We start from the raw sequence: 21,969 nt of genomic DNA, 5'->3' as shown, positions 1-21,969 counted from the left end.
AGACTGGTCGCAAACGAGTTGGGAGGTTATTATACATGCATAGTTTAACGAATTACTGCACAGATTGCATGAGTAAGCTGTGTTTGACACTATTCACACTGTAAACATTTGCCACCGTCACGGCATATAATAAGGATACATAATGAGCACTATCCGTCAGCAAGACTTTATTGACAGCATCGAAGATGCATTGCAATACATTTCGTTTTATCACCCACTAGATTTCGTACAAGCGCTTGATAAAGCGTACCAAAAAGAAGAAAGCAAAGCGGCTAAAGATGCGATTGCCCAAATCTTAATTAACTCTCGTATGTCGGCAGAAGGTAAGCGCCCACTGTGTCAAGATACGGGTATTGTGACGTGTTTCGTTAAAGTGGGTATGGACGTTAAATGGGATAAAACCGATATGACGGTTCAGCAAATGGTTGATGAAGGCACACGCCGCGCATACCTTAACCCAGATAACCCACTGCGTGCTTCAATTGTTGCAGACCCAGCAGGCAGCCGTAAAAACACCAAAGATAACACGCCATCAGTTGTGCATATCGACATGGTGCCAGGCGCTGAAGTTGAAGTAATGATTGCAGCGAAGGGCGGCGGCTCTGAAAACAAAACTAAAATGGTTATGCTTAACCCATCTGATGATGTTGCTGCTTGGGTTGAAAAAACGCTACCAACTATGGGTGCGGGCTGGTGTCCACCTGGCATGTTAGGTATAGGTATTGGTGGAACAGCTGAAAAAGCAGCGGTACTTGCAAAAGAATCACTGATGGATCCGGTAGATATTCATGAGTTAATGGAGCGCGGCGCAGAAACAGCGGAAGAAAAGCTACGTTTAGAGATTTTTGAGCGCGCAAACAAAACCGGTATTGGCGCACAAGGCCTTGGTGGTTTAACTACCGTTGTTGATATTAAAATCAAAACAGCACCAACACACGCTGCATCTAAGCCTGTTGTGATGATCCCTAACTGTGCGGCAACGCGTCACGTTCACTTCACATTAGACGGTTCAGGCCCTGCTGATCTTAAAGCGCCGAAGCTAGAAGATTGGCCAGAAGTAACATTTGAAGTAGGTGAAGATACACGCCGTGTAAACCTTGATACCTTAACAAAAGAAGACACAGCCGATTGGAAAATGGGCGAAACAGTTCTGTTAAGTGGTAAAATCTTAACTGGTCGTGATGCTGCGCATAAGCGTTTACAAGACATGATTAATTCAGGTGAAGGTTTACCTGAAGGTGTTGATTTCACAAACAAGTTTATCTACTACGTAGGCCCGGTAGATGCAGTTGGCGACGAAGCGGTAGGTCCTGCGGGCCCAACAACAGCAACGCGTATGGATAAATTTACTGACTTAATGCTAGAGAACACCGGCATTGTCGGCATGATTGGTAAAGCAGAGCGCGGCCCTGCAACAGTTGAGTCAATCAAAAACAACAAGTCTATCTACCTAATGGCTGTGGGCGGTGCAGCTTACTTAGTATCAAAAGCAATTAAGAAAGCAAAAGTGGTTGCGTTTGAAGACTTAGGTATGGAAGCAATCTACGAATTTGAAGTAGAAGATATGCCAGTAACTGTTGCGGTAGATAGCGAAGGTAACAACGCGCACAGCGCAGGCCCTGCAATCTGGAAAGCAAAAATTGAAGAGCTAGACGCAAAACTAAAATAAAATTTTTGGTTGAGCAAAAAGTTTAAAAAGTAAAAGGGCGCTTATGCGCTCTTTTTTATTGCCAGATTAAAGAAATCAAATACATAAAATTGTGCTTGAGGTATATTCGCACATTCATTAGGCTCTGAACCCTAAACCCTAAACCCTAAACCCTAAACCCTAAACCCTAAACCCTAAACCCTAAACCCTAAACCCTGTAACTTCTTCTTTACGCTCTCCCATCCTGCTGGCTTATCGCTTACGTAAACGTCAATCTACAATTTAAATATTAGCGGATCTTTGCGATATTTTGCTTGGAATAGCGCTGTAATTGCATTGTTTATTATTAAATGAAACTTAAGTGGAATTGAATATGTTTAATTGTAAGTTTAACTGGGTTGTTCATCTAAAATTGTAGTCTTGATGAAAGGATAATGTTAGAGTCGGTGCAAACCAAGAATAACCCGTTCATTTAACGCCATACTTATTATACGCGTTAAACATTTACAAGTTGGAGAGTCGTGTGACTGTTTTTAATCGTACTGAATTTGATAACCACGAAAATGTTGTTTTTTGTGCAGACAAAGAAACTGGCTTAAAAGCAATTATTGCTGTACACAGCACTAAATTAGGCCCAGCAGTGGGTGGTTGTCGTTTATGGGATTACGCAAGTGACGAAGATGCAGTATACGATGTACTGCGTTTATCTAAAGGCATGACATATAAGAATGCAGTTGCGCGCTTACCATTCGGTGGCGGTAAATCAGTAATCATCGGTAACGCAAAAGAAATCAAATCAGATGCACTATTTAAAGCATTTGGTCGTCATTTAGAGCGTTTAGGTGGTAGCTACTACTCAGCAGAAGACGTAAACATCACCTGTGATGACGTAGCAGTAATGAATACTGAAACAAACTATGTACTTGGCCTTGAAGGTAAAAGCGGTAACCCATCACCATTTACTGCACTAGGCACGTTCTTAGGTATTAAAGCGGCTTACCAGCACAAGCACGGTCATCAAGACTTAGCAGGTGTAAAAGTGTCAGTACAAGGTCTTGGCGCGGTTTCTTACACACTATGTAAATACCTACACGAAGCAGGTGCTGAGCTGTTTGTAACAGATATCAACGAAGAGCGTGTTAGCCGTGTAGTTAACGACTTTAACGCAACTGCGGTTAACATTGACGAAATCTACGACCTAGATGTTGATGTATACGCGCCATGTGCACTTGGTGCAACAATCAATGATGATACAATTTCGCGCATTAAAGCAGGCATTATCGCAGGGTGTGCGAATAACCAGCTAGCAGAGCCACGCCATGGTGAAATTTTACGTGAAAAAGGCATCTTATACGCGCCAGATTACGTAATTAACGCAGGTGGTATCATCAACGTTTACTACGAAACAGCGCCAGAAGGTTACAGTGCAGAAGCTGCAACTAAGCACGTTGAAGGTATTTTCGATACACTTAGCGAAATCTTCAAACGTTCGGAAGATGAGCAAAAGTCAACGCACATTATTGCAGACGAACTAGCACAAGAAATCATCGAAAACGGTTTGTAATGTAGCCGTTTTTTGCTTGTAAAAGCGAGCGTAAAAGAATGAGCTTGAAAGTTCATGCTATGCTCGGTAAGGTGCCCGCAATTGCGGGCATTTTTATTTTAAGATTATGGCAACTCAAATCGACCTCTCTACTTGGCAACGCGCCGAACACTTCTCATTTTTTAAAGACTTAGCAAACCCGTATTTTTCGGTCTGTGTGCGTATAGATGCGGGTGCATTGTTTGCTGCATGTAAGCAAAGTGGTCAGTCTTTTTACTTAGCGTGCCTTTACGCCTTGCTGCGTGCCAATAATAGTTATCAACCCGTTTGTCATCGTATTGATAACAACCAAGTATGGTTGTGCGATAAAATTGAAATCAACGCGGTGCAATTAGATGAGCAAAACCTCTTTAAAATTTCGTATTTACCTTATGCCGAAGACTTTGCTGAATTTAGTGAAAAAGGCAAAATTGCATTCGAAACAGCAATAAGTCAGCCATTTTTCTCAGAGCAATTTAACTCGATAGAAGGGCGACTTAACTGTATTCATGTGTCGGTGTTACCTTGGCTTGATTTTACGGGCTTTTCCCACGCGACACCGTTTGGTGAGCAAAATGGCATTCCCAAATATGTGTTTGGTAAATTCGATAAACAACTTGGCACCATGCCACTCAATATTGATGTACACCACGGCTTAATGGACGGCTTTCATGTTGCGCAGTTTGTTAATATGCTGCAGCAAGAAATGGCAGCACTTGCAAAGAGCCTAGATTAACCTACTTAATATCCACCAATTTACTGGCGCGGCGATATTGTATTTTTGCGCCATTAAAGTTAGGTAGCTCCCACTTTTTTGGTGCTTCAACCCGTTTGCCACTCATGTAATGAAGCACCACGCGTTTTGCGCTAATAAAGTATTCGACCCTAAGTTGTTGCTGTGGCAACACCACTGTTAGCGGGTACAGCTCACAAAATTGCTGCCATATGTAGTCATCAACTAAGCCATAGGCAAAATCACTGTTATCAAGAAGTGCCAGCTCATCAAGCGAGCTTATTTCTAAATCACTTAATATTCGTGCGATATGTTCTCGTGGCGACAATAACTGCCAGTCGGTGCTGTGTACGTTTTGGTAAAGACTAAGTTGCTGGTATTCCTGTGTTAATTTTTCAAAAAGCGATTCACAAAGTGCGCCAGTTTCAATTAGGTTAACGGTGGCGGCAATAAATTCATGGCTTTTAATTAAGGCGCTAAACGATTTTAAAGATGTGCCTGCGTATTGGTAGTGGTAATTGCCAATTAATTCATTCTGCTCAGTAATCTCTGAGGAGCATAGCTTTGCCTCACCCAAGTCATTTTCAATAATAACGCTGGTTGTTATGGGGCTTACTTTGGTTGCCAGTGTTTTGCGATCTTTTACTGCACGCCCAGCGAGGCTGTAGGTTTTAAGTACCAGTAGGGCGTCGGGCTCGTTACTTAAGTAGCTGTCTTTAGCTATCACTACTTCTTGCTGACCATTGTTGTAACTGCCACGGCGATTTTGCTTTTTAATATACACGCAGCTTGGCAGTAATGCGGCAATGGCGTGTTGCAATTCAGTGATGTTGTAACTGGCGTATTTACTAAGCTCGGGTAAGTCGAAATGGCTGCGCAGCTGGCTGGCAAATTGCTTTGCCTCAATCAGGGCGTTTTCTTCTGCGCTGATATACTCTAAAAACTGGCCGCGCACTAAGCCAATGAGCAAGCTAAAGTCACAGAGGTTCGGAAAGTCATTTTCTAATTGCAGGAACTTTTCTACATTCTTATCTAGAGTGTACAGTTTGGCTGGCACGCTTAGGGCACCTGCAAGGTCGGCCATTGCCTGCTTTAAGCGGTTATTCGGCATGCTTGCCACTAAATGGGAAAGCGAAACGTCAATGGGTAATGGCGCAAGGGCTTTACCATAGTCAGTTGCAATACCTGCATCGTTAATGGCATTGATGGATTTAAGCGTTGAAAACGCTAAATCATGGGCTTGTTGTGATAGTGGGTTGATAAAGCGTAAATTGCCAAGAGCATTATTATTTGCCGCGGCCGCCAACATCATATCTGTTAAATTTTCACGTTGGATTTCAGGTGGAGTATGGGCTTCAAGTGGTGCATGTTGACCAAACAAGGCTAAGTAAACACCTTGTTTAATGCGCCCAGCGCGGCCGCGGCGTTGTAGTTTGGAATCATTGGCGATCGCAGTTAAATCCAGCACACTTTGGCCGTTACGAATATGCGTGCGGCGCTCAAGCCCCGAATCAATCACCACATCAACACCGGGAATGGTTAAAGATGTTTCTGCCACGTTAGTCGCTAAAATAAGGCGACGTTTTTCCCCTGGTTGCAAAGCGCGTTTTTGCTCGCTGATGGGGCTTGCACCATGCAAGGTGATTATATCGAATTGGTCGTTCAATCGCGCGCGTAAATAACTGGCGCAAAGTTGAGTTTCCCCTTTGCCGGGCAAAAATGCCAATACATCTTGGCTGCCAAGTTGATACGCTTTTTCGGCGGCAAATGCCATTCGCTCAGTGAGGTTGTCTTTATGTGGCATATCACGCATAGCGGGGGCAAGGTAATGCTCATTTACTGGGAACACTTTACCTTCGGCGTGTAAATGTATGCCTTGGCAATAGTTAATGAGTTGCTCAGCGTTTAATGTGGCAGAGGTTATCACCAGCTGATAGGGCTGGTTGCGGGTTTTATTATGCTCAAGTAGTAAAGCCAGCAGTAAATCGGTATCCCAGCGGCGCTCATGAAACTCATCGAGCATTATGGTATTGAAATCGTTTAATAACCCTTCATTTAACCAGCGCAGTGCCACACCAGGGGTAACAAACACTATTTCGCTGTTTTCGTTTGCTTGTATTTCAAAGCGAATGGCATAACCTACTTTTTCGCCAAGGGGTGTTTGCATTTCGTCAGCGACGCGCTCGGCAAGGCTAGTACATGCAATACGCCTTGGCTCAATGACCAGTACCTTGCCAGTGTGTGTGCACCACTGTGGCAATTGGGTTGATTTACCCGTACCCGTGTTGGCGCTCACAATAATCGGTTGATAGCTATTGTTGTTGCCAATATGGGCTAAAAAATCGGTTTTAATCTGGTTGATTGGTAGCATGCGTTTATTTCTTTGTCCGAGTCGCGATATAATTGACGGTATTATTTGTCTATTAGGATAATGTTTTGAAAGACATTGCGATTTTGATATCACCTGTTGCAAACGGTGCTTATTTTAACGAAACCATCGATATTGCACAAAAAGAGTTTAAACAGTGTATTGGCGAATATGACCTTACACTAAACGAGATTGGCGGCATGCAATTTCTGCAAACTCAATTGCCAGAGCAAAAACTTGAGGCGCTAGCTCGTTTGTCGTTTGTACAAGGTATTTTTAGTCATGATTCGGGCACATTAACGCCGTTATCGCTAAATACTGATTTTAACTTACACAGTGATTTTGTCTTTGGTAGCAAGTACAAAGGCAAAACTAATGAAATTTTAACCCAGTTGCTGCTCAATGTGGGTTTAAGTTTCTGTAAAGAAAAAGACGTCAGCAAGATTAAATTGCTCGACCCTATGTGCGGGCGCGGCACCACTTTAATGTGGGCAATGCGTTATGGCATTAAATCAAAAGGCATTGAGCAAGACCCGAATGCAGTTTTGGACTTTAGAACCTTTGCCAAAAAATGGACTAAGCTTCACCGCCAAAAGCATGAGCTAAAAGAAGGTTTTATTGGTAAAGCCAATAAACAAAACAAGGGTAAGTTTATTGACTTTACCGCCGAGGGCGTTAATACCCGCATTATTAATGGCAATGCGACGACCGCATGTGATTTATTAAAGCGTGAAAAGCAGCATTTAATCATTAGTGATATTCCTTACGGTGTGCAGCATTTTACGACTGAAAAAACCCGTAACCCAATTGCTGTGTTAGAAGAATGTGCGCCGCAGTGGGCCGATTTACTGCATAAAGACGGTATTTGCGTTATTGCGTTTAATAAATACATTCCAAAACGCAAAGAACTGATTGCGGTTTTTGAAGCGGCAGGCCTGAGCGCACTTGAGTTTGAAGCGCCACATCGCATGAGCGAATCAATTTTCCGTGACGTTGTTGTTTTAAGAAAGAACTAAAAAATATATTTCCTACCTTGAACAAGACCATGCTTCACCCAATTAAATAGAGAAGGGGGAAGCATGGACTTCATATTAATAATACTAACCTTAGTATTTATCGCAGCTTATTGGCATTTTGATGCGCTACGCAATATTTACTGGGAACATAAACTAAAAGATCGCACATTAAGCGACAACGATCGCAATGTATTACTCAAGTACATGCCGATTTATCGCCGAATGACAGATAGCGAACGCGCACGATTAGAAAAACACATCATCTGGTTTTTAGCGACCAAAGACTTTTTAGGGCGCGATGGCCTAGTGGTAAACCACGCAATGAAGTTAATTGTAGCGGCCGATGCCTGTGTCTTGGTGCTAAATAAACCGTGGCCGCTTTATAAAAATGTGAAGCAAATTTTGCTTTACCCAAGTGCCTATTATGCAAATTCAGAAAGCCGTGATGGCGCTGGGCTTGTTAGTTTTCACCAAACGGTTAGGCAAGGGGAGTCGTGGCCGGGCGGTACTTTGGTGCTTTCATGGCATGATGTACTTAACGGTAACCGTTTACCTAACGATGGCCATAATTTAGTATTTCATGAGTTTGCCCATCAACTCGATCAAGAAACTGGTGCAACAACAGGTACGCCGCTGTTAAAAGACAAACTCACCTATGAAAGTTGGGGACGCGAATTCTCTCGTGCATACAATGTGTTAAAAGCGCATGTGGCGTATGGCATGCCCCACGTTATTCACAGTTATGGCGCTACCAATGAAGCGGAGTTCTTTGCGGTGCTTACCGAAACCTTTATTGAAAAACCCAGTGAATTAAAAGCATATGATCCGGTCATTTTTGATCTATTACTGAACTACTTTGGCTTTGACCCAAGGCGCTGGAACTAATACCAATTTTATTAATCCTTTGATCATTCTAGCGCGTTAAATGACCCATAAACTGCGTTTTAAAATTCTTAAGTAGAACAACTACATGTCGAATTATAAGCCTTGTTTCTGAGCCATTTCTCTGTCGCAATAAATGACCAGCTAATTAATGCAATTGGTATCAATCTGCCAGTTAGCTTGGCATAGCCGTTCAATAAACCATTGAAAGGCTTTGCCTTGATTATCTTTATGCCACGCAATGTATAAGTCTTGTTTTGGTCTTGGAATGGTGCACTCTTTTGGCACTAGCTCGCCATTTGCAAGATACGGTTTAGCAATATGACTTGGCAAAAATCCCACACCAATGCCGGCAAGTTGGGCTGCGAGTTTTGCCTGCATTGAATTAACATTGATTACTTGCTTGGCACTAAATAGCCCGGTACTTCGCTCTGGCAGCAAAGTGGAAGTGTCTGATACAACAATCGCTGGGTAGTGTTTTAAATCATCGTCGTCCAGTGGCGTAGTAACTTTTGCCAAGGGGTGCGATGCTGCCACAGCAAAGATAAAGCTTAATTCTGCGATTTTGTGGGTGCGATACACGCCTTTTGGCAGTTCGCCTGTTGCACCAATAACAATATCGGCACGCCGACTATGTAAGGCATCCCAGCCGCCACCTAAGGCCTCTACGCTTAGTTGAATATCAACTTGCTCAGGCCGTTGGGTGAACTCTTTTAACAGCTCAAAAATGATGTCTTCTGGTATCACGGTATCACGGGCGATGCGCAGCCGTTTTTCCCAGCCTGATTCTAATTGGCTTACGGCGTCGAGCATTTTGCTGGTGGAATGCAAAATTTGCCTGCCATGTTCTAACACCAGCTTACCCGCAGGGGTAAGTACAGCACGCTGCTTTGAACGGTCAAACAGTGGTGTGCCAATGTCTTCTTCAAGTTTTTTGATGGTATAGCTTAGCGCCGAAGGCACTTTATAAAGTGACTCAGCTGCCGCGGCAAAACTGCCTTTTTTATCGATGGCATCGAGTGCTTTTAAGGCGTCAATAGTGATGGCTTGATACATATTTCTTTTATTCAAAAAATTTGAACTAAGGGTTCAAAATGTTCCGATTTTTTATTGAGTTTAGCATGCTTATACTTAATTTCATCAGTTAAGCAGATGCTTTAACAAATTAGATAAGTTTAAAATTTTTGAGGAATAAATTATGAAAACACTATTAACAACACTTACTTCAAGCCAAGCTGGTTACGCAGCACTGGCGTTAAGATTACCTATCGGCATTATTTTTATGGCACATGGCGCGCAAAAATTATTTGCTTGGTTTGGTGGTTATGGCCTTGAGGGCACGGGTGCATGGATGGAATCTATTGGTTTAGCGCCGGGCTATTTAATGGCGCTAATGGCAGGCAGTGCCGAGTTTTTTGGCGGTTTATTTATTTTACTTGGCTTATTAACTCGCCCTGCGGCATTGGCACTTGCAGGCACTATGATTGTTGCAATCTTTACTGTGCACTTTGAAAACGGACTGTTTATGTCTAACAATGGCTATGAGTTTGGCTTAGCATTATTGGCGGCAAGTATTTCTTTGGTGTTCTCGGGTGCGGGTAAAGCCTCACTGGATACGCTTATTTCAGCTAAATTGACACAACACGCTTAATTAGGGGGAAAGTACGATGATCACACTTAGAAAAGCAAATGAGCGCGGCGGCGTTGACTATGGCTGGCTTAAGAGCAAACATACTTTCTCTTTTGCAAATTACTACGACCCAAAACACATGGGCTTTTCAGCCCTTCGTGTTATCAATGATGATGTTGTGGCACCGGGCGCTGGGTTTGATACCCATGGCCACCGCGATATGGAAATTATTAGCTATGTATTGTCAGGCATCATTGAACATAAAGACAGTGCGGGCAATATCAAAACGCTTCCAGCGGGTGAATTTCAGTTAATGTCGGCAGGCAAAGGTATTTTTCACAGTGAATACAATGCATCAAATGAAGAAGAGCTTAGATTTTTACAAATCTGGATTGAGCCGAATAGTTTTGGTGACAAACCCGGTTATCAACAAAAAGATTTTGGTAAAGACGTTGGTTTAACGACGATTGTGACGCCAAATGGCGAAAATGGCACGCTTGCGATAAAACAGGATGCAAAGCTACATCAACTGATCCTTGAGCCAAAACAGCAGTATCTATTTGAATCAAATAATGCACCTGTGTATGTACATCAGGTTTCAGGCAGCAGTCTAGTGAATGCTATTCAAATTGAAAGTGGTGATGGTGCAAAAGTGTTAGATGAAACTGAATTAGTATTTGAAAACGTATCTAACACCCCAGCAACATTAATTATTTTTGAATTACCAAAGGTTTAAGGAGCAGAACATGGGATTATTAGTTGAAGGTAAATGGCACGATAAGTGGTACGACACCAAAAACAGCAAAGGTAAGTTTGAACGTGAAGCTGCGCAATTGCGTAACTGGGTAACAAAAGACGGTGAAGCGGGTCCTTCAGGTACAAGTGGGTTTGTCGCAGAATCTGGCCGATACCATTTATATGTATCACTGGCGTGCCCGTGGGCGCACCGCACCCTTATTTTTCGCGCATTAAAAGGGCTAGAGCAGCATATTACTGTATCAGTTGTAAGCCCAGACATGTTAGAGCATGGTTGGACATTTGATAAAACACAGCACAGCACGGGCGATGCATTATTTGATTTTGATTATATGCATCAAATATATACGCGTAATAACGCAAACTACAGCGGCCGTGTTACTGTGCCAGTGCTGTGGGATAAAAAACAAAACTGTATCGTCAGCAATGAGTCATCAGAGATTATTCGCATGTTTAATACCGCCTTTAATCATTTTACAGGCAACGAGCATGACTATTACCCTGAACACTTACGTGCTGAAATTGATGAAATTAACGAATTTGTTTATCACAATATTAATAACGGGGTATACAAAGCGGGTTTTGCTACCACACAAGACGCATATGAAGGGGCGTATAATGCGCTTTTTAATGCCCTTGATAAAGTTGAAGCTATTTTGGCTAAACAGCGCTACTTGCTAGGTACACAAATTACCGAAGCAGACTGGCGTTTATTCACTACCTTAATTCGATTTGATGCGGTTTATTTTTCACACTTTAAATGTAATCAACGTCAGCTTGAGTCGTATCCGAACATAGCAAATTATATTCGCGAGCTTTATCAAGTGACGGGCGTGGCTGAAACGGTCGATTTTTATCATATTAAACGCCATTACTATTTTAGCCATACCATGATTAACCCAACGCAAGTGGTACCCGTTGGACCAAAAGTGGATTACAGCAGCGCGCATAATCGTTCGTCATTTTAAAAAATAATGTTATTAAATTTCAGGCAATAAAAAAGGCAGCGAAAGCTGCCTTTTTTAATTAATAACGAATTTGTTATTAAACAACACCGCGCGGAAGACGTGTGTCGTGCTCACGCTCAGCAAGCTCTTTAATCCAGAATTCTTCAGCAGTAAAGCCTTCTGGGTTTGGCTTAGTAACTGTGTATTCTTTTTCTTTAGTTGCAGTTACTGGCGCTGCTTTTTTAGTAGCGGCTTTCTTAGCCGGTGCTTTTTTAGCAGCAGGCTTAGCTGGTGCTTCTTCTTTTGCTGCAGGAGCAGAGCCAGATGAAAGTTCCTCTGCAAGCGTTACTAAATCAGCAAGGCGAACGTTTTTACCGCCATCTACACTGTACCAACCACTTTTAGCTGTGATCTCAGGTTTTTTACCATTTGCTGCTTCATACGCTTTTTCAAACGCAGCTAGCACTTCAGTTTTATCGAGTTTACTCATCGTATATCCCGTTTATTTGATACGAAGATTACTGTTAAAAATACATTTATACCTAGTTTCACGTCATTTTTCAATTTTTTGAGAATTTTCTTTATTTTTGACGGTAGGTTAAGGACAATTCAATGATCAAAAACAACTTATAGGTAAGCATAATGCAACTTTCTAAATTGCTCCAAGAATTAGATAGTTTACTCGCCCCCCATAAGGTTAAAGACTTTAGTCCAAACGGCCTTCAGGTCGAAGGAAAAGACACCGTTAATAAAATTATAACGGGTGTAACGGCAAGCCAAGCGCTGATAGATGCCGCTATCGAAAAAAATGCTGATGCGATATTGGTTCACCACGGCTATTTTTGGAAAGGCGAAGCGTATCCAATTACGGGTATGAAAAAACGCCGTATTGGCGCGTTAATTAAAAATGATATCAGCTTAATTGGTTATCATTTGCCAATTGATGTGCATCCAACCCTTGGCAATAACGCCAAATTGGCAGAACTATTAGATATTGAGTACGAAGCAGGGCTTGATCCATACAGCGAGCCAAGTATTGCTGTTAAAGGTCGCTTAAAAACACCACTTAGTGCAGAAGAGTTTGCTGAAAAAATAGAAAGTGCACTCAATCGCAAACCGTTAGTTGAAAGTGTGCGTGGCAAAAAAATAGAAACCATTGCTTGGTGCACGGGTGGTGGTCAAGGTTATATTGATTTAGCCGCAAGCCAAGACATTGATGCATACCTTACCGGTGAAGCGTCAGAGCAAACTATTCACAGTGCGCGAGAGCAAAATATCGACTTTTTTGCCGCGGGGCATCATGCCACTGAGCGCTATGGTGTAAAAGCCGTTGGCGAATACTTAGCTGAGCAATTTGGGCTAGACGTTGAGTTTATTGATATAGATAATCCAGTCTAAACAACAAATAAAAAAGCAGCGATTACGCTGCTTTTTTATTTGGATCTATTTACTGACCCCATGTACTTCTGAGAATGCAGTGTATGGGTTAGTAACCACCTTTTAAAATGGCAATTTGCTGGTCAATTACAGCGAGTTCGCATCGCTTATATTTTAATGCGGCTTGTTGAGAGTTAGGTAACTCATTGAGATAACGCCATTGGCAGTTATCGGAAATATAGCTATCAAAACTGTTTTTACTGCGTTGAAAACTTAAAAATAATTGGGTATTGCCCGTGTTATTTTGCTTTATTTCCACTTCTTTTTCTAATTTGGTGAGCCAAGTTTGGCGTGTACGCTTATGATCAATAATGGCTTGATCTAAGCATTGTAGCTGCAATACGACTTTGCCTTTGCTACAGGGCTTCTCATCGTTTTGGGCAAATGCATTAATGCTCAGCAGCATTAATACGGTGTAAAAAAGAGAGTATTTATTCATAATTAAAAACCAAGGTAAATAGGGCGCCACCGAGCTGGCTTGTGGCAATGGTCATTTTGCCGTTATAGGCATCCATCAGATCGCCTACAATCGCCATGCCAACACCGTGGCCGTGTTCGTAGGTATCTAAGCGTTTTCCGCGAATTGTAAGTTCTTCTATTTTATCTGCGGGTACGCCTGGGCCATCATCACCAACTTCGATAATGAGTTGTTGTCCTAACTGCTTCACTTTTATTTCAATTAAAGCGTCACATGCTTTGCAGGCATTATCGAGTATATTGCCTAACAATTCCATTAAATCAGTTTTATCACCTAAAAAGGTACTTTTTTCATCAATCGCTTGAATAAATTGAATGCCTTTGTCGCGATACACTTTACCCATTGCATTGATAATTGAATCGAGTATTGGCTTAACTTTAGTTTGTTTTTTCCATGTATCAGTACCGCCCGAGGCCGCTTTTTTAAGCTGGTGTTCAATCATATTACTGATGCGGTCGAGCTGTTCTTGACTATCGCCATTACTGGCTAGATCACTTGATTTTAAAACAGCCAACGGGGTTTTTAAAGCATGGGCAAGGTCGCTTAATGATGCGCGATATTTATCTTTTTGCCTTTGTTGCGTAGCCAACAATAAATTAAGATCTTGCTGAATTTTTTCTAGCTCTTCTGGGTATTCACCAGTAATTTGGTCGGCATTGCCACTTTCGATTGCGACAATTTCTTTATCAAGGCGTTTAAGTGGGTGACTACTCCATAAAAAGCCCAGCATAATCAATAAACCCATCACTATGGCGATAATAATCAGCCAGTGCCTCAAGGTTTCTTGGAAGTCTTGCATTTGCGATAAAATGGCTTCTTCGTCTTTTAATACTAATACGGTTACTTGATATTCAATGCCATCGGCATCCATGTAAAACACAAAGCTAAGTTGTCGAAAGTACTTATCAAGCTCTTCAATTTTCGAAAAGTCCATAATACCGGGCGCAGTTGCTGCGTGTTTTGGAATATATTGATAGCCGAGCGTTGATTCAGATTGCCAAGCAATTTCTTTGTTAAGATAAATATAGGCAAAGGTATCGGATACAGGACGAGTGAGTTCAGGGGCAATTAGGGTAATCGGCGCCAGTTCGCCTTGCTCAATTTCTACTTTTGCCATCAGTGAGTACAAATGCGCTTCGAGTGTGCGCTCGGTGTTGTCAACTAAGCTTGCGTAAAGTGCCTTACCAATTGAAAAGAACATGGCAGGCATAAGTACTAAAAGCAAAAAGACAAGGATAAATCCTTGTCTAATTTTTAACGATATACGGTGGATCACAGTTTGCCGCTTAAACGGTAGCCGCGGCCACGGAGTGTTTCAATTGGTGCGATTGAACCGTCTGGGTCGAGCTTTTTACGCAGGCGTAATACAAATACTTCAATTACGTTTGAGTCTAAATCGAAGTCTTGGTCATAAATGTGCTCTGTTAGCTCAGACTTAGACACGACTTTTTCTGGGTTAACCATTAAGTACTCAAGTACTTTGTATTCGTATGCAGTGAGCATTAATTCATTGTCGTTAACCCATACTTGCTGAGAGCGGGTATGAATGCGAATTGGACCCGCAGTAATTGTTGGGTCTGCTTTACCGGCGCTGCGTCTAATAAGCGCATTACAACGGGCAATTAATTCTTCGTTATGAAATGGTTTAGTTAAGTAGTCATCAGCACCGGCATCTAACCCTTCCACTTTATCTTGCCAGCGATCGCGGGCAGTTAAGATTAAAATCGGAATATCAATGCCTTGCTTTCGCGCATTGCTGATCACGTCAATGCCATCCATTTTAGGTAGGCCTAAATCAACAACGGCTAAATCTAACGGGTATTCAGTAAGGTGAAATAAACCAGCTTCGCCATCGTGGCACATATCAACGCTGTAACGGGCTTTTTCAAGTGCATGTTTTAGATTGTCTGCCAGTTGCAGATCGTCTTCTATTATTAGAATGCGCATTGTTATTGCTTTCCTTTTTTAACCTGGCCATTTGATTTATTTACTTTAAAATCAACAACCTTACCTTTTGGTTGTAACATTCTTACTTTGTAGTAATGGGTGTTCTCTTTTACGCTTAAAATCTTACCAGGGTAGGATTGCGACACTTTTTTGGCCGCTCTGCGCTTGGTTAAACCCAGAGTGTTAACATTTTTAAGCGCTTTATTCGCTGCCGCATTTTGTGAAGATGTTTTGACGTTTGAGTCATTTTCATTACTTGCATTGGCATTAAATAGCACTAAGCAACTGATCAGACTAATCAAATATTTCATACGTTAGCTCGCCACGTTATGGAGTAAGTTAAATGTACAAAAAGTTCACTGAACTTACTCTGAATCAGTTACGGTAAAACTAGTTTAAACGGTTTAACAATTGATTCTTTGTAAATACCCGCTTCGATATAGGGATCGTTTGCAGCCCAGCTGCGCGCATCTTCTAACGAATCGAATTTAGCAATCACTAATGAACCAGTGAAACCTGCTTCGCCCGGATCGTCGCTGTCGATTGCTGGTAGTGGCCCGGCAGATAACAAACGTTCTTCTGCTTTTAACGCTTCTAAGCGTGCTAAGTGAGCGGGACGCGCTTCTTTTCGCATCGCTAAGCTGTTTTCAACATCTATTGAATAAATCATGTACCACATACAGCACCTGTTTGGTTATTTTATTGAATATAAAAATAATTCTATCAACAGAAAGGATAAAACTAAAAATCATTTTTCGCGAAAACTTGAAACAGTAGGTTTAACACTGATAGCATCCAAGGTTGAAAACAATAATACTAAGGTTCAGCATGAGTGCATCGCGAGAGCATTTTAGCTCCAAACTCGGATTTATTTTGGCCGCTGCAGGCAGTGCAGTAGGCATTGGAAACCTCGTTGGTTTCCCTGTATCGGCAACCAAAAATGGCGGTGGTGCATTTTTAGTTGTTTATGCATTGTTTGTAATTTTTGTTTGCTTACCAGTAATGATGGCCGAAATGGCTATGGGTCGTAGCGCGCAAAAAGACCCGCTTGGCGCGTATAATAAATTATCGGGTAACAGCAGTAAGTGGCGATATCCTGGATTTTTAGCGGTACTTACGCCATTTATGATTGGCGTGTTTTACATGGTGATCACTGTGTGGATTTTTGGTTACCTTGTTCAGGCAGCCATTGGCAACTTAGATGCACTTGCCGATCCCAGCAATTTTGGTCAGTTTATAAACCAAACCAGTGTGTTTTATTACATGGTAGGCGTTGGTGTGCTGGTTAATCTAATTCTACTTGGCGGTGTAAAGCAGGGCATTGAAAAAGCAGCAAAACTGCTTATGCCAGCGCTATTTGTGCTACTAGTTGGCCTTGTTGCTTACGTACTGACATTAGATAATGCGATTGCTGGCCTTCGTTATTACGTTGTGCCTGATTTTAGCAAAGTGAATGCTAGCGTTTTAAATGGTGCACTGTCGCAAGCGTTTTTCTCACTGTCGCTCGGTATGGGTATTTTAATGACTTATGCCTCATATATTTCTAAGAAAGAAAATATTGTAGGCAGTGCAAAAATGGTTGCAGTAACTGACTCATTAGTCGCATTTATTGCGGGTTTAATGGTTCTGCCAGCGATTTTCAGCTTTAACCCAAATACCAACCCTGCTGAGTTATCGGACTCATCGGTATCAATGATTTTTGTTTATTTACCAAAAATCTTCTTAGCGATGCAGCAAGATATTGGTTATGTAGGCGCAAGTGCGATTGCAGTTATTTTCTTCCTGTTAGTATTTTTTGCAGCAATTACCTCACTGGTTTCAATTATTGAAGTACCAACAGCGACCTTAATTGAGGAAAAAGGCGTATCGCGTTTTAAAGCATTGCTATTACTTGCAGGTAGCATGGGTATTTTAACCATTTTATGTACCATGTCGTTTGGTATGAGCGAGTGGTTAAGCACTCTGTTTAACTATGGTGATCACGATCCTGCAACTAAAAAGAGCCTGTTTGATTTCATTTACGATGTGTTTTACGACACCATCTTGCCGCTAAATGGCTTAATGGTGTGTTTATTCGTAATGTACCGTTGGAAGAAAGCGAAGCTAACAGAAGAGCTCAGCCAAGGCGCGCCTGAGTACGCGGGTAGCTTTACCGAGAAGTATGTAAACTTCTCTCTATCAACCTTTATTCCATTTATTTTGGCGCTGATTTTTATTAATACAGTTGCTAATAAGTTCTTTGCTTACAATTTATTAGGCTTCTAATACGATTAAAATAAAGACTTAAGTTAAAAGCGGAGCAATTGCTCCGCTTTTTTGTGTTTAATGGCAATATAAGGTGATGGAAGGGCGAACTTTAATCATCTTAAAAGGTAGAATAGTTAATAGAATTAGATAGTTAAACTAGGTTAGAAGATGGTCAAAATTAACAGTGAACAAAGTAAGCGCAGCGCGCAGTTTAAGTTTATTGCATACGCTACTTCTGTAATTTTGATTGCCGGATGCTTGATTGCAACGAGCATGCAAGTGGCACTAAATTGGCCATTTATTGTGATTGGTTCTTTCTGTATTGTTGGCCTTTTAATAGCCTCACAATCAGCAAATAATCGCTTTTTGGTGTTGGGCAAAGCGCCTTTAATGTTAGATAGTAAGATTGTGATGTTAGGCGTTGAAACAAAAGGGCAGGTAGTCATTAATCAGCAGCATTTTAAGAAGTTTAATCAAGCGACACTTCAAATACTCGCTCCAGGTTATGAAAGCGCTTTAAATGAGATTTGGTCTGATACTTTGCCATTAAAATTTGAGTTGGACGGTGATACCACTTTGCTTGATTTTACCTTTACGCTACCCACACAAATTAAGCTTCATTCAGGCACGCGTTGTTACTTAACAATAAGTTATGTTGAGAATATGCAGGAAGTGAAGCGTACTTACCGTTTGAATGTGCGAGATCCGAAAGTAAGGATGTTGTAGGGGCGTTTACTGAATTTGTACCAGTTTTAGTAGTGAGTTAGGTTAGAAGTATTTAGCTATATAAAGCTGCTCTAAACTTTTGATTTCGTTTTGTAAAAATTCATTTTGAATCAGATAGCAATATAAATAAACTGGTTATGTACGGATAGTCGATTGGGGAAATTTTTTCGCTATAAAAAAGGCGCTTATAAGCGCCCTTTAAAAATATTGCAGAAAGTGACAATCGTTTAATGCGGTGTGCAATCAAACTTTTCATTGGTGTAAAAAGCGGCGTAGGCGATGCCGCTTAGGGTGAAGTACATGGTGAGTACAAAAAGTAAAAAGGTGCCTACATTTAAGCCTGAATTATTAAATGCACTCATCATAAATACGGCAAAGCCAATACCAATCGGTAAACACAGCAGTGTTTTAAATAGGTTCTCGTTTTTGATTTCGTATTCAGGTTCTTGTTGGTTATCTGTTTCCATTTAAGCCTCGACTAATATTATTGTTGTAACCACTTTGAGTGGCTGGATTTTAGTTTTCTTCGGCCTGTTTATCTCGATATAGCTCCTTGAGAAAAACGCAACAGGTCATTAAATGTTCAATTCAATACTAGATCGATTTAATAAATTTTCCTAATTATCAAAGTTCAAAGAGTTATATTTGTGGTTTTGCAGTGTGTCAGCTACTAACTAGAAACGTCGATTAAGCTTTGTCGGCGCAAAAATATAGGTAAGTAAATTGTGAGTATTTCAGCATAAAATTAAATGAGCGAGGGAGAGTGCAACAAGGAAATTTAAGCGCGAATGTTTTGACTTTTTTGGGTTGTAAAGCACCGATTTACTAAAAAGGAGCGGTAATCGCTCCTTTTTATATTTAAATCACGTTAAGGCTTGTTACCGTTATTCGCTTTTTGGGTCTTCATCGTCAGGCAAATATTGATAAAGCATGGCGATAGTTACAATTAGCGCAACGAAGGTGGCGGCTGTAATGCCGAACACTTTGAAGTTAACCCAAAAATCCAGTGAAAAAGCATAGGCAACATAAATATTAACAGCTGCGATTAGGTATAAAAACGCGCTCCAAAATAAGTTTATTTTATCCCAAAGTGGCTCAGGCACTTCAATTTTCTGGCCTGTATCATTAGTTGAGGCCAAGATTGAGCCTAACATTTTCGCCATTAGGTTCTTTTTAAAGAAATAGCGCGATGCTAATAAAATGGTCGCAAAGCCTGCATAAACCACGGTTGCTTTCCACTTAATAAACTGCTCATCTTGGAAAAGAATAGTGAGTGAGCCAAGACCGACCGCTAAAGCAAAGAGTACCCAATGTTTGGTAGCGACTTTTTTCTCGATAAAGAAGTAGTAGGCTATTTGCAGAACTGACGCACCAATAAGTACCGACGTTGCCCAAAAAATATCCATGGTTTTATAAAGAATGAAAAATAAGATCAGGGGAGCATATTCAAATAATGCGAGCATTGTTTACCTCTTAAATTATGCTGAATATTTACCTTACACCAGAGTTAATATGAAACACCAGAGTTTGGGTTTAAAAAAAGGGCGCTTGGCGCCCTTTGTATTGTTTATATACAATTATTTTTGCGTTGCAGCTTTCATATTGTGTACAAAGCTTTCAAGCTCGCTTAGCATAGTTTCAGGTGATTCAAGATTATTCTCGATGATCTTAACCACAGCAGAGCCTGAAATGGCACCTGCAGCACCTGAGGCAATTGCTGCTTTTACATCTTCAGGTGTTGAAATACCAAAACCCAGAAGCGCAGGTGCTGCGTTAAAGTTTAATAACTTTTTGATCATTGAATCTGCTGGCATTTGTGCTTTGGTTTCGGTGCCCGTAACACCTGCGCGCGATAGCAAATAAGTATAACCACGGCCGTAAGATGCGCATTGGCGAAGTGTATCGTCATCGGCATTTGGCGTAGCAATAAAAATAGGTTCAATCTCAGCTTGCATAGCCGCTTGTCTAAACATTTTTGACTCATGTAGCGGCACATCAGCAACTAAAATTGAATCAACGCCCACTTCTTTTGCTGTGCGATAAAAGTTATCAATGCCTTGCGCTAACACTAGGTTTGAATAAAGCAGTAAACCAATTGGAATATCTGCGTTGTACTCACGTACTTTGCGAATGATTTCAAAGCTCTCAGCTGTAGTGATGTGATTTTCAAGGGCGCGAATATTTGCCGCCTGAATCACTGGACCATCAGCGATTGGATCAGAGAATGCAATGCCTAGCTCGAGCGCATCAGCACCGCCGTCAATTAAACTTTTAATAATCTCAAAGCTTAACTCTTTGTTTGGGTCGCCAATGGTAACAAACGGCACAAATGCGCCTTGGTTAACTTCATTTAATGCGTGAAATGCTTGTTGATAGCGGCTCATAGTTTGCCTCCTTGATTTAACACGGTATGCACGTGTGCTAAATCTTTGTCACCACGGCCACTTAAATTAACTACAATAATGGTTTCTTCACTTTGCTCTTCAGCCAGCTTTAATGCGTAAGCAAGCGCGTGGCTTGATTCAAGCGCTGGAATAATCCCTTCGTTTTTCGCAAGTAGCTGGAATGCTTCTAACGCTTCATCATCGGTGATGCCAACGTATTGAGCACGGCCTGTTTCAGCAAGGTATGCATGCTGAGGGCCAACCGCAGGGTAATCAAGGCCTGCAGATACCGAGTAAGACTCTTCGATTTGGCCGTTGCTGTCTTGCATAATAAAGGTGTATGCGCCGTGTAAAATGCCTTTTGTGCCTTTACAAATTGCTGCGCCATGCTCGTCAGTATCAAGGCCTTTACCTGCGGGCTCTACACCAACCAGCTTTACACTTTCTTCCTTGATAAAGTCATTAAACATACCAATTGCGTTAGAGCCACCACCAACACAGGCAATCACGTAATCTGGCAAGCGGCCTTCTGTATCAAGCACTTGCTGTTTTGCTTCTTCACCAATCATTTTTTGGAAGTCGCGTACAAGTGTTGGGAATGGGTGCGGGCCTGCTGCTGTACCAAGTAAGTAGTGAGCCGTGTCGTAGTTTGCTGACCAGTCACGCATTGCTTCGTTAACCGCATCTTTTAATGTGCCAGAACCTGCGGTAACAGGAATGACTTCTGCGCCCATTAGTTTCATTCTAAATACGTTTGGTTGCTGACGTTCTACGTCTTTTGCACCCATATAAACACGGCATTTTAAGCCAAGTAGTGCGCAAGCTAGGGCTGTTGCTACACCGTGCTGACCAGCACCGGTTTCAGCAATGACTTCTTTTTTGCCCATACGTTTTGTTAGTAATGCCTGACCTAACACTTGGTTGGTTTTATGTGCGCCACCGTGCAATAAATCTTCACGTTTTAGGTAAAGTTTTACCTTAGGGTTTTTCACTAAGTTGCGCGTAAGCGTCAGTGGTGTAGGGCGACCGGCATATTCATTAAGCAGCTTTTCAAACTCTGCATGAAAGCTTGGGTCGTTCTTTGCTTTATTAAATTCACTTTCAAGTTGTTTTAAGGCGGGTACCAGAAGTTCTGGTACGTACATGCCGCCAAAATCGCCGAAATAGGCTGGGTTTTTATTTTCCACC

23 protein-coding genes are annotated in these 21,969 nt (G+C 41.6%); 11 read left to right on the top strand and 12 right to left on the bottom strand.

The genetic code is table 11. The features are described from left to right. Positions 1–142 precede the first annotated feature (142 nt). The 3 genes from C2M30_RS10355 (at position 143) to C2M30_RS10345 (ending at position 3,966) form a co-directional block, all read left to right on the top strand. Positions 143–1,669, top strand: coding sequence for a fumarate hydratase (locus C2M30_RS10355; protein WP_105171578.1), 1,527 nt, complete (start codon positions 143–145; stop codon positions 1,667–1,669). 502 nt (positions 1,670–2,171) lie between these two features. Next, positions 2,172–3,212 carry a Leu/Phe/Val dehydrogenase gene (locus C2M30_RS10350; RefSeq protein WP_105171577.1) on the top strand — a complete coding sequence of 347 codons (1,041 nt, stop codon included), beginning with the start codon at positions 2,172–2,174 and terminating at the stop codon, positions 3,210–3,212. A gap of 106 nt (positions 3,213–3,318) precedes the next feature. Further along, on the top strand, positions 3,319–3,966 hold the full coding sequence (locus C2M30_RS10345) for a CatA-like O-acetyltransferase (protein ID WP_105171576.1): 648 nt from the start codon (positions 3,319–3,321) through the stop codon (positions 3,964–3,966). A 1-nt stretch (position 3,967) separates the two neighbouring features. Here C2M30_RS10345 and C2M30_RS10340 read toward each other — a convergent pair whose 3' ends face one another. Beyond that, positions 3,968–6,334, bottom strand: a complete 2,367-nt coding sequence (locus C2M30_RS10340; RefSeq protein ID WP_105171575.1) for a helicase-related protein — start codon at positions 6,332–6,334, stop codon at positions 3,968–3,970. A gap of 65 nt (positions 6,335–6,399) precedes the next feature. Here C2M30_RS10340 and C2M30_RS10335 point away from each other — a divergent pair, with 65 nt between their 5' ends. Then, positions 6,400–7,347, top strand: a complete 948-nt coding sequence (locus C2M30_RS10335) for a TRM11 family SAM-dependent methyltransferase (protein ID WP_100913172.1) — start codon at positions 6,400–6,402, stop codon at positions 7,345–7,347. A 63-nt stretch (positions 7,348–7,410) separates the two neighbouring features. Further along, positions 7,411–8,232: a M90 family metallopeptidase gene (locus C2M30_RS10330; RefSeq protein ID WP_105171574.1), complete on the top strand. Its 822-nt coding sequence runs from the start codon at positions 7,411–7,413 to the stop codon at positions 8,230–8,232. Between the two features lie 141 nt (positions 8,233–8,373). On the opposite strand, the gene C2M30_RS10325 is transcribed toward C2M30_RS10330, so the two are convergent. After that, positions 8,374–9,285: a LysR substrate-binding domain-containing protein gene (locus C2M30_RS10325; RefSeq protein ID WP_105171573.1), complete on the bottom strand. Its 912-nt coding sequence runs from the start codon at positions 9,283–9,285 to the stop codon at positions 8,374–8,376. Positions 9,286–9,427: 142 nt separating this feature from the next. Here C2M30_RS10325 and C2M30_RS10320 point away from each other — a divergent pair, with 142 nt between their 5' ends. Genes C2M30_RS10320 through C2M30_RS10310 form a run of 3 tightly spaced genes read left to right on the top strand, consistent with a single transcriptional unit; the run spans position 9,428 to position 11,583 of the window. Further along, the gene (locus tag C2M30_RS10320) at positions 9,428–9,880 is read left to right on the top strand and encodes a DoxX family protein (RefSeq protein ID WP_105171572.1); all 453 of its coding nucleotides are present in this window, start codon (positions 9,428–9,430) and stop codon (positions 9,878–9,880) included. Between the two features lie 16 nt (positions 9,881–9,896). Next, a complete protein-coding gene (locus C2M30_RS10315) occupies positions 9,897–10,595 on the top strand; it encodes a pirin family protein (protein WP_105171571.1) in 699 nt (232 codons plus the stop codon). A 10-nt stretch (positions 10,596–10,605) separates the two neighbouring features. Beyond that, a complete protein-coding gene (locus C2M30_RS10310; protein WP_105171570.1) occupies positions 10,606–11,583 on the top strand; it encodes a glutathione S-transferase family protein in 978 nt (325 codons plus the stop codon). Between the two features lie 76 nt (positions 11,584–11,659). On the opposite strand, the gene C2M30_RS10305 is transcribed toward C2M30_RS10310, so the two are convergent. Continuing rightward, entirely contained in the window at positions 11,660–12,052 is a 393-nt protein-coding gene (locus C2M30_RS10305; protein WP_010560357.1) for a hypothetical protein, read from the bottom strand. A 152-nt stretch (positions 12,053–12,204) separates the two neighbouring features. Here C2M30_RS10305 and C2M30_RS10300 point away from each other — a divergent pair, with 152 nt between their 5' ends. After that, positions 12,205–12,960, top strand: coding sequence for a Nif3-like dinuclear metal center hexameric protein (locus C2M30_RS10300; RefSeq protein ID WP_105171569.1), 756 nt, complete (start codon positions 12,205–12,207; stop codon positions 12,958–12,960). A gap of 88 nt (positions 12,961–13,048) precedes the next feature. Here the strand turns inward: C2M30_RS10300 and C2M30_RS10295 are convergent, their stop codons facing one another. The 5 genes from C2M30_RS10295 to C2M30_RS10275 form a co-directional block, all read right to left on the bottom strand. After that, positions 13,049–13,438 carry a hypothetical protein gene (locus tag C2M30_RS10295; RefSeq protein ID WP_105171568.1) on the bottom strand — a complete coding sequence of 130 codons (390 nt, stop codon included), beginning with the start codon at positions 13,436–13,438 and terminating at the stop codon, positions 13,049–13,051. Further along, the gene (locus C2M30_RS10290) at positions 13,431–14,702 is read right to left on the bottom strand and encodes an ATP-binding protein (protein ID WP_100914507.1); all 1,272 of its coding nucleotides are present in this window, start codon (positions 14,700–14,702) and stop codon (positions 13,431–13,433) included. The genes C2M30_RS10295 and C2M30_RS10290 overlap by 8 nt, the downstream gene beginning before the upstream one ends. Before the next feature lie 47 nt (positions 14,703–14,749). Further along, on the bottom strand, positions 14,750–15,424 hold the full coding sequence (locus tag C2M30_RS10285; protein WP_010560353.1) for a response regulator transcription factor: 675 nt from the start codon (positions 15,422–15,424) through the stop codon (positions 14,750–14,752). 2 nt (positions 15,425–15,426) lie between these two features. After that, positions 15,427–15,735 carry a PepSY domain-containing protein gene (locus tag C2M30_RS10280; RefSeq protein WP_100913182.1) on the bottom strand — a complete coding sequence of 103 codons (309 nt, stop codon included), beginning with the start codon at positions 15,733–15,735 and terminating at the stop codon, positions 15,427–15,429. Positions 15,736–15,803: 68 nt separating this feature from the next. Continuing rightward, positions 15,804–16,103 (bottom strand): YciI family protein, encoded by a 300-nt coding sequence (locus C2M30_RS10275; RefSeq protein ID WP_054979493.1) that lies wholly within the window; start codon positions 16,101–16,103, stop codon positions 15,804–15,806. 149 nt (positions 16,104–16,252) lie between these two features. Here C2M30_RS10275 and C2M30_RS10270 point away from each other — a divergent pair, with 149 nt between their 5' ends. Both C2M30_RS10270 and C2M30_RS10265 read left to right on the top strand, forming a co-directional pair. Beyond that, the gene (locus C2M30_RS10270) at positions 16,253–17,689 is read left to right on the top strand and encodes a sodium-dependent transporter (RefSeq protein ID WP_105171567.1); all 1,437 of its coding nucleotides are present in this window, start codon (positions 16,253–16,255) and stop codon (positions 17,687–17,689) included. Between the two features lie 150 nt (positions 17,690–17,839). Beyond that, positions 17,840–18,397 (top strand): hypothetical protein, encoded by a 558-nt coding sequence (locus C2M30_RS10265; RefSeq protein WP_105171566.1) that lies wholly within the window; start codon positions 17,840–17,842, stop codon positions 18,395–18,397. Between the two features lie 227 nt (positions 18,398–18,624). Here the strand turns inward: C2M30_RS10265 and C2M30_RS10260 are convergent, their stop codons facing one another. The 4 genes from C2M30_RS10260 to trpB all read right to left on the bottom strand — a co-directional run bounded on the left by C2M30_RS10260 (position 18,625) and on the right by trpB (position 21,968). Next, positions 18,625–18,864 (bottom strand): hypothetical protein, encoded by a 240-nt coding sequence (locus C2M30_RS10260; protein ID WP_105171565.1) that lies wholly within the window; start codon positions 18,862–18,864, stop codon positions 18,625–18,627. Between the two features lie 417 nt (positions 18,865–19,281). Next, positions 19,282–19,860, bottom strand: coding sequence for an inner membrane-spanning protein YciB (locus C2M30_RS10255; protein ID WP_105171564.1), 579 nt, complete (start codon positions 19,858–19,860; stop codon positions 19,282–19,284). 114 nt (positions 19,861–19,974) lie between these two features. After that, positions 19,975–20,781 carry a tryptophan synthase subunit alpha gene (trpA, locus tag C2M30_RS10250; RefSeq protein ID WP_105171563.1) on the bottom strand — a complete coding sequence of 269 codons (807 nt, stop codon included), beginning with the start codon at positions 20,779–20,781 and terminating at the stop codon, positions 19,975–19,977. Then, on the bottom strand, positions 20,778–21,968 hold the full coding sequence (trpB, locus tag C2M30_RS10245; protein ID WP_105171562.1) for a tryptophan synthase subunit beta: 1,191 nt from the start codon (positions 21,966–21,968) through the stop codon (positions 20,778–20,780). Before trpB ends, trpA begins: the two co-directional genes overlap by 4 nt. Between the last annotated feature and the right edge of the window lies 1 nt (position 21,969).

The organism is Pseudoalteromonas sp. T1lg24, from assembly GCF_002964745.1.
In the GTDB taxonomy this organism is placed as follows: domain Bacteria; phylum Pseudomonadota; class Gammaproteobacteria; order Enterobacterales; family Alteromonadaceae; genus Pseudoalteromonas; species Pseudoalteromonas spongiae.
Note: the sequence above shows the minus strand (reverse complement) of the source record. Positions and strands in the feature narration are given on the sequence as shown.